Annotated in this window: 1 protein-coding gene; it reads left to right on the forward strand. The window is 62.1% G+C overall.

Annotated features, from left to right (window positions below; genetic code table 11):
• The coding region (locus tag C8K58_RS32150) for a hemagglutinin repeat-containing protein (protein WP_178087848.1) at positions 1–1,469 on the forward strand (1,469 nt) is incomplete at both ends.

The raw sequence follows: 1,469 nt of genomic DNA on the forward strand, positions 1-1,469 counted from the left end.
GGCAGCCTGGTCAGCGCGGGGACGAACAGCACCGTCGTCGCCGGTGCAGACCTGCTGCTGGCCGGCAGTGCCGTCACTGCCGAAAAAGGCGCCACGCAACTGGTCGCCGGCCAGGACGTGAACATCCTCGCCGTCAGCAACGCCGACAGCGCCCGCCACGAACGCAAGGAAAGCAAAAGCAGCTGGGGCGGCCTGAAGTCGAGCAAAGTCCAGGACAAAGTCGACGAAAAACGCACCACCGCCCTGGGCAGCATGGTCTCCGGCGAAACCGTCACCGTCGCCGCCAAACGCGATGCCACGGTCACCGGCTCGTCCCTGGTCAGCACCGGCGACCTCGCCGTCCAGGCCGGCCGCGACCTGACCATCGACGCGGCGCAAAACACCTTCGCCCGCACCGACATGCACAAGGAAAAAAATCGCGACCTCACCGGCGTGCTGACCGGCAACAAGCTCGGTCTGGACGACATGACCGGCAACCAGAAGCTGTACATCAACAGCTCGAAGCACAACGGCACGGCCAATGAAATGACCTTGACCGGCAGCACGATTGGCTCGAGCGCGGGCAACGTGTCGCTGACGGCAGGGCGTGAGTTGAAGGTGGTGGCCAGTGATCTGGTGAGCACCAAGAACATGGAGTTGGGTGGGGCGAATGTCACCGTTACTTCAGGGATGGAGACTGCCAGTCAGACCAGTAAGGACAGCTCAAGAAGCTTGGCGGTTGGGCGAGTGATTGCGGGCACCGTGGTCGACACCGCCAACAGCATCCGCGACGCAGCCGAGGCGGCGCGCAGCTCCGACGATCCGCGCCTCAAGGCCGTGAAGATCGCCCAGGCGGCGCTGTCGATGTACAACCTGAATAACCAGGCGGGCGATCTCGCTAAACAAAGTACCGGCTTCAAGGACAAGACCGGTGGCTCTGCCGGCAACGGGTCGCTGATCAAGATCGGTACCGAACTGGCCAACACCCGTACCAAAAGCAGCAGCGAATACACGGCGCAGACCGCTCACCAGAGCAACCTCAACGCCGGGGGCAAACTGTCGATCATCGCTGCGGACGATGCGCCGGGCACTGTGGGTGACTTGACGATTACCGGCAGTACGTTGAAAGCCGACAGCACGTTGCTGTCCGCGAAAAACAACATCCTGATGCAAAGCGCACAGAACACCACCGACCGCAAAAACGACGGTTCACGCAACAGGACCGCTATCGGTGCCAGCTTCAACATAGGCGAGCAAAACGGTTTCACCATCGACCTCGGTGCACAAACCGCCAAAAACCTTGGCTCGGGTGGCTCGGTTACCCAGGTCAACACCACTCTGGACACCGGCTCGCTGGTGCTGCGCAGCGGCCAGGACACCAGCCTGATCGGCGCGCAGGTACGCGCTGACCGTATCGATGCCAACATCGGCGGCAACCTCAACATCCTGTCGCGCCAAGACACCGAAACGTCCAAGAGCAAGCAGAACAG

The organism is Pseudomonas sp. GV047 (assembly GCF_003058245.1).
GTDB lineage: Bacteria > Pseudomonadota > Gammaproteobacteria > Pseudomonadales > Pseudomonadaceae > Aquipseudomonas > Aquipseudomonas marginalis.